The sequence below is a fragment of the Streptomyces sp. NRRL F-2580 genome (genome assembly GCF_000720115.1).
Classification (GTDB): Bacteria; Actinomycetota; Actinomycetes; order Streptomycetales; family Streptomycetaceae; genus Streptomyces.
This window is the reverse complement of sequence record NZ_JOIR01000119.1, coordinates 1-353: the sequence shown is the minus strand read 5'-3', so window position 1 is coordinate 353 and position 353 is coordinate 1. Positions and strand designations below refer to the sequence as shown.

General features: G+C 69.1%; 1 protein-coding gene. It reads right to left on the bottom strand.

Annotation, left to right across the window (positions count from 1 at the left end; genetic code table 11):
- Nucleotides 1–353 (bottom strand): class I SAM-dependent methyltransferase (locus IF88_RS0139695; RefSeq protein ID WP_030724510.1); only part of this gene is annotated, 353 nt, incomplete at both ends.

The following is a 353-nucleotide window of genomic DNA, read 5'->3' as shown; positions in this document are numbered from 1 at the left end:
CCACGTACTGAAGGAGGTTGTGGCACAGCACCACGTCGAACTGTCCGGCGGCGAGGTCAGCGGGCAGAGCCGTCACGTCGGCCTGCACGCAGGTGATCAACTCCGTCAGCCCGCCCGCCGAAGCTCGCTCGGCCGCGGCGGCGAGCATGGCCGGGGAATAGTCGACGATGGTGACGTGATGCCCGCGGGCCGCCAGGCGCATGGCGTCGCCGCCATCACCACCGGCGAGGTCGAGTATGCGCAACGGCCCGTCACCCAGGCCATCCAGATCGCGGACCAGGTTCGCCTCGGCGATCGCGTAACGCAGACGACCCCAGGGGGCGTCCTGCCATTCCTGCCAAGTGGTCATTGCG